The 6,164-nt window shown below is 42.8% G+C and carries 3 protein-coding genes; all 3 read right to left on the minus strand.

The window, feature by feature from the left end; all coding sequences use genetic code 11:
* Positions 1–178: 178 nt before the first annotated feature.
* The 3 genes from VRK28_RS11650 to VRK28_RS11660 are packed head-to-tail and all read right to left on the minus strand — an operon-like array spanning position 179 to position 5,906.
* A complete protein-coding gene (locus tag VRK28_RS11650; RefSeq protein ID WP_062564940.1) occupies positions 179–3,259 on the minus strand; it encodes an efflux RND transporter permease subunit in 3,081 nt (1,026 codons plus the stop codon).
* On the minus strand, positions 3,259–4,497 hold the full coding sequence (locus tag VRK28_RS11655) for an efflux RND transporter periplasmic adaptor subunit (RefSeq protein WP_062564939.1): 1,239 nt from the start codon (positions 4,495–4,497) through the stop codon (positions 3,259–3,261). The genes VRK28_RS11650 and VRK28_RS11655 overlap by 1 nt, the downstream gene beginning before the upstream one ends.
* A gap of 2 nt (positions 4,498–4,499) precedes the next feature.
* Entirely contained in the window at positions 4,500–5,906 is a 1,407-nt protein-coding gene (locus VRK28_RS11660) for an efflux transporter outer membrane subunit (protein ID WP_062564938.1), read from the minus strand.
* Positions 5,907–6,164 lie beyond the last annotated feature (258 nt).

Below are 6,164 nucleotides of genomic sequence, written 5' to 3' on the forward strand. Positions count from 1 at the left end.
TTTCGACGTTAAAACGCCTCCTACAACTCGTATCTCGTCCCTCGAAACTCGCACCTTTCCCCTTGCTAACTCGCTAACTTGTTTATTTTTCTGATAGCTGACGGCTGAAAGCTGATAGCTCCTGTGTGTTGGGTTTCATTTCACTCTACCCAACACACATGTTTTCAACCTATCGCCCCTACTTAAACCACCCTTGAAAGCGCTCCATTAATAGATAATTAACTGGCACTAATAGCAAGGTGATAAGCGTTGCGAAGATAATCCCAAAGCCAAGGCTTACAGCCATTGGAATAAGGAATTGTGCTTGCGTTGCTTTTTCAAATAACAGCGGCATTAAACCAATAAAGGTGGTTAAACTGGTTAGCATTACTGGGCGAAAACGTGCCGCACCGGCAAGCTTAACGGTTTCCAGTAAATCACCGCCCTCTTCACGCTTCTTATTAATAAAATCAACCAGTACCAATGAGTCATTCACTACCACACCTATCAAGGCTAACATGCCAAGCAGGCTCATAATGGTTAACTCCATGCCCATTACCCAGTGACCCATTACCGCACCTATCATGCCAAACGGAATAACACTCATCACAATTAATGGCTGCAAATATGATTTAAACGGTATCGCTAATAATGCATAAATAATAAAGAATACAAACACCAGGCCCCAAGCCAGTGAACCAAATGACTCTCGCTGCTCTTTGGCTTCACCTTCGAGTGTGTAATCAACACCTGGGTATTGCACCATGAGCTCATCTAAGTAGGTTTTTAAATCTGCTTGCAGTACCGTCATATTGGTATTTGATTTTTCAACATCAGCTGTGACATTCAATGTGCGATAGCGGTCAATACGATAAATAGACGATGGGCTTTGCCCCGGTACTAAAGTCGCCACATGCGAAAGCGGCACAGTACCACCAGCTGGTGTTTTAATAAGTATATCTTTTAAGTCTGCAACCGAGCGACGCTCTTCAATCGGTAAGCGTACCATTACGCGCACATCGTCGCGCCCACGTTGAATGCGCTGTACCTGCGCACCAAAGAACGAGTTACGCACTTGCTGCGATACATCAACACGATTTAATCCAAGCGCTAACCCCTGCTCTGTCAGCTCAATTTGCAACTCTTCTTTACCATCTGACATGCTATCGGCTATTTCGTACACTGTTGGATAGGTCGATAAACGCACTTTAACTTTTTCAGCAACAGCTTCGAGGGTGTCGATTGAACTACCGCTTAGCTGTACATCAATCGGGCTAGATGTTCGGCCAAACTCAGCACGGAAAGTGACACTCTCTGCGCCTGGTATAATACCGATAAGATCACGCCATTCGCTGGCAAGCTCTCGTGAGCCTATATCTGATTCACGCTTTTCTGCTGGCATAATCTCAAATCTAACACTACCAGTATTTGACGAACCACCACGGCCACCTGTGGTTGCCAAAATATTTAGAATTACACTTTGACCTTCTTCATCGCGGTATTTATCTTGTAATTCTTTTGCCTTGTCTGACATTTTAATGACGTATTTATTGGTCACTTCAAACGGTGTTCCGGCAGGGAAAGTTACGGATGCACGTACCGTTTCACTTGGAATACGCGGGAAAAAGGTAAATTTAGTCCAACCACTTGTGATCAAGGTAACAATAATTACAAAAATCCCAACAAATAAGCTAACCGTAGCCATTTTATTCTTTAAAGCTAGATTCAATAATGGTTGGTAATACTTCATTATTGCGTGTTCAAAGCCATCGGCAAAACGCTGTTGAAGGCGCTCTAGTCTCGATGGCTCGCCCTTTTCATGACGTAGCTTTAAGTATTTTAAGTGTGCTGGTAATACAAACTTAGACTCAATCAAAGAGAACAGTAAAACAGGAATAACCACGACAGGAATTTGTGCAAAAATGGCGCCTCGAGCACCTTCAATAAAAGCGAGAGGTAAAAATGCCGCAACGGTTGTAAGTACACCAAAGGTGACTGGAGTTGCCACCTCTTGCGTTCCACGAATAGCGGCTTGCTCACCACTTTCTGCAGTTTTTAAATGGGTATAGACGTTTTCTCCGGTAACTATGGCATCGTCAACAACAATACCTAACACCAAAATAAAACCAAATAAGCTGATTACATTAAGAGTGATACCAAATATTGGCATCATTAAAAACGCCCCCATGAACGACACTGGGATACCAATAAATACCCAAAATGCAATGGCTGGACGCAAGAATAAGGTGAGTAGTGCCAGGACTAAAATTCCGCCCTGAATTGCGTTACTGGTAAGCGTTGCTATTCGGCTTTTTACAACTTCTGAGTCATCATCCCAATAACTTAACTCAAACCCTTCTGGAAGCTGGCTCTGATGCTCAGTTATGTAATTTTTTACCGCATCAGCAACTTCAATCGCACTTTGCGGGCCAATACGATACACATCAATAAATGCAGCTTGCTTACCATTAAAACGAGTGCGAACAGGGGTTTCTTCAAAATCATCGCTAATACGAGCAATGTCACCTAAACGAATAATTGTGCCATCAGCTTGGTTTTTTACCACTATATTAGCAAATTCATCTTTGCGATAAGCTTGACCTTTTGAACGAATGAGGACATCACCCCCTTGTGTTTTTAAGTTACCAGCTGAAACATCAGTACTTGAATTGCTAATTGCTGAAGAAATGTCCGATAAGCGTAAATCGTATTGGCGTAAAGTGTCTTGGCTTACTTCAATGGCAATTTCGTAATCACGCACTCCGCTTAACTCAACTTGAGTTACACTTGGCAAACGTAGAAGCTCATCGCGTACAGTCTCGGCGTATTCAAGCGTTTCTTTTTCACCATAGATACTTGAAACAGTCACGGCGATTACTTCGCGCTTCCACTCAGCAAGCGAAACAATCGGTTTTTCAGCATCGACCGGAAAGGTGTTAATTGCATCAACCCGACTTTTAATATCAGCTAACAGCTCTCTTGGATCATACCCAGTCTCAACTTCAATACTTACCGAAGAAGAGCCTTCAGAAGAGCGGCTAGTGATACGCTTAACTCCCTCAAGATCTTGCACCGCTTCTTCTATGCGAATTGATACCCCTTTTTCAACATCTTCAGGCGTAGAGCCGCGCAATGATACACTGACACTAATTCGGTCAGACTCAAACGATGGAAATACTTCAAGTGGTATTTGCGTCGAAACGCTAAATAAACCCGCTAATAATATGCTGATCAGCAATAAGTTTGCTGCAACATGATTCTTTGTAAACCAAGCAATCATTATTGCGCTCCTTGCTCTTTAAGCGGCTGTTGATTGCTTGAACGCTTAGCTTTTGCTCTGGTTGCCTGATACTCTTCGCTACCCATAACGGTAACTTGCGTACCAGAACTCACTTGACCAAGCGGTGTAATCACCAAGTTATCGCCTGCAGACAAACCATCAGCGACAACGGCTTGGTTAGCGTTTTGCCAAGCAAGTGCAATATTTTTACGACGCAGTACACCCTGCTCTTCTACGTAAACATAGGTGCCTTGGTAAATTGCGCTATTTGGGATCACAATGGCATTCTCTATCGCCTTACCAGTAATTTGTGCTTTGATGTACTGACCAATTTTAATTGGATACTGATTCACAGTCGTGGCTTTATAAGGGTCGTTAATTTGCGCAACCACATAAAGCTGCTGCGCACTTTCATCTATAGCCCCTTCGGTGCGTATAACTTGACCTTGCCAATACTGTTTGCCAACGAGATCTGAGCTGAATTTAACGAGTGAACCCGCGCTATTTTTAGCGCCATCACGAAACTGCTCTGGTAAGTTAATGAACGGCAAATCTTTATTTTTGATTGGTAAGCGAATTTCAACGCGATCAATCGCATAAATGCTAGCAAGTTCCATGTTATTACTCACCACTTGCCCTAAGTCTACGCTGCGACTTAAAACTCGCCCCGCGTATGGAGCTGTGATCTTTGTACGCTCTAAATCAAGCTTCGCTTTTTCAAGTGTCGCTTGCGCAGACAACACACTGGCTTCGGCTGCTGCTAATTGTGGTTTACGAAGTACCAAGCTACTTGCTTGTTCACCCTTGCCTAAGCGCTCCCAATCAGTAATTGCTTGACGACCACGAGCTTGCTCTTCAAGTAAGCTTTGCTCAGCGGTTAATAGCGTCGCTTGTGCTGATTTTACTTCGGCGCGGTGATCTCTATCATCTAGTTGCAACAACACATCGCCTTTTTCGAAAAAGCCACCTTCACGAAATTGCTCACTAATTTCGATAATTTGCCCTGAAGCCTGCGCGACTAGCATACTTTGCGTACGTGGCTTTACGGTGCCAAAACTATCAATCATTACTTGATAAGTTTCTGGTGTTAGAGTTTTAACAGCCACATTTACTTTCGCTTTCGGTGGTGAAGAAAAACGATTTGCTTGCGGCGGGTTACCTTTAATAAACATGACAAGCAGTACCGTCACAACGATCACTACCAATGGAATTAATATTTTACGTGTCTTAGTATTCATGATTATTGCTCTGCTACTTCACTATTTGCTTCACTAAAGTCACCGCCAAGGGCAATGTGTAAGTTGATTCTATTTTTAATAAGTTGGTTTTTGAGTTCGATAACAGAGCTTTGCGCGTTAAAAGAGCGATCTTGCGCATCAAGCACTGTCGTGTATGTTACTAAACCACTTTGATATTGCTCAAAAGACAAACGCTCTGCGGCAATTGCATTTTCTTGTGCTTCTAAGGTTTTCTCATAACGCACTTTCAAGGCTTGCTCTTGACTTATTGCAGTTTCAACTTCATTAAATGCATCATAGAGTGTGGCAAGGTAAGCTTGCTCCTGACGTTTAACGCTAAGCCTTGCCTGCTCTTCATTGGCTTTTAAGCGACCACCTTCAAAAAGCGGCATTGAAATACTACCAATCAGTGACCAAGCTAAGCTTGAAGGCGAAAATAAATCACTCACTCTATCTGTGCTATCACTGATAGATGCTGAAAGATTTAAGCTCGGAAAACGTTGTTTGTGCGCGTAAGCAAGTCCCGCATCAGTACTTAACAACTGATACCAGCTTGCCATTAACGCTGGCTTGCGGGTGATAAGCTCTGAAGGTAAACCCAAAGGAATTGTGTTCTCAAGTAGTGGCAAATCGGCACTAACCAATAATGCCCCAGCAGGATATTGGCCTGTTAAACGCTCTAAATCGCGAATTGACTTAGTTAAGGTAGCTTGCTGTGCAGCAATATTCGAGCGCTCAGTATTTAGCTCATTACGAGCAAGATAAACATCAAGCGCTTCATTTAAACCTTGGCGATAACCTGACTCAATAATATCTAAATTTTTCTCAGCGTTTTGCTCACGCTGCTTATATAGCTCAAGTAACTTGTGGTTCGTAATAACATCAAACCAACCCGCTACTACATCAGCAACTAATTGTTGTTTACTTTGCGCAAATGTGGCTTTTTCAGCTAGGTATTCAAGATTTGCTTGTCGTTCTGAGGCCGACAATTTGCCCCATAAATCAACTTCGTAGCTTAATTCTAATGATGCAGAACTAGCGTTGTTATAACTAACAGGGCGATTATCTTTGCTACGGCTCGCTCGTGTTGATAAATCAAGGCTTGGCCATAAATCGGCCCCAGCAGCAATAAGCTGTTGCTCTTTAATTGCCACATCATAACCTGCTTGTAAAATTGCTTGGTTATGGGCTAATGCTTGCTCCACTAAATTAAAAACTTGAGGGTCGTGTAATTGCTGCAACCAGTTGTCTTCAACAGCAAGCACCTTGTCGCCAGAAGGAAGTTGCTGCCATGCACTTGGTACAGTCTCAAGCTCAGCAACTCGTTCATTGTGAGTCGGCTGGCTCGCACATGCACTTAGCAAAATTACACTTAAAGCCAATAAACTCGGCTTATATTGCCAATTCATTCTAAAAACCTGAAAAACATCTATTTATGAGTGTAATTCAAGCACCACGTTAAGTTTTGCTCAACTGACTTTACATAACATTACACAGCCTGACATTTGGGGACGATGAATGGTAGGAAAATGGAGATAAGTTGCAAACTATCAGCTATCAGCTATCAGCTATCAGCTATCAGCTATCAGCTATCAGCTATCAGCTATCAGCTATCAGCTATCAGCTATCAGCTATCAGCTATCAGCTATCAGCTATCAGCTATCAGC

The organism is Pseudoalteromonas sp. P80D2 (assembly GCF_036680945.1).
Lineage (GTDB): Bacteria > Pseudomonadota > Gammaproteobacteria > Enterobacterales > Alteromonadaceae > Pseudoalteromonas > Pseudoalteromonas shioyasakiensis.

Coding starts and splice junctions, on each gene's coding strand:
- VRK28_RS11650 (WP_062564940.1), bottom strand. CDS start 3,259: ATGATTGCTTGGTTTACAAAGAATCATGTTGCAGCAAACTTATTGCTG.
- VRK28_RS11655 (WP_062564939.1), bottom strand. CDS start 4,497: ATGAATACTAAGACACGTAAAATATTAATTCCATTGGTAGTGATCGTT.
- VRK28_RS11660 (WP_062564938.1), bottom strand. CDS start 5,906: ATGAATTGGCAATATAAGCCGAGTTTATTGGCTTTAAGTGTAATTTTG.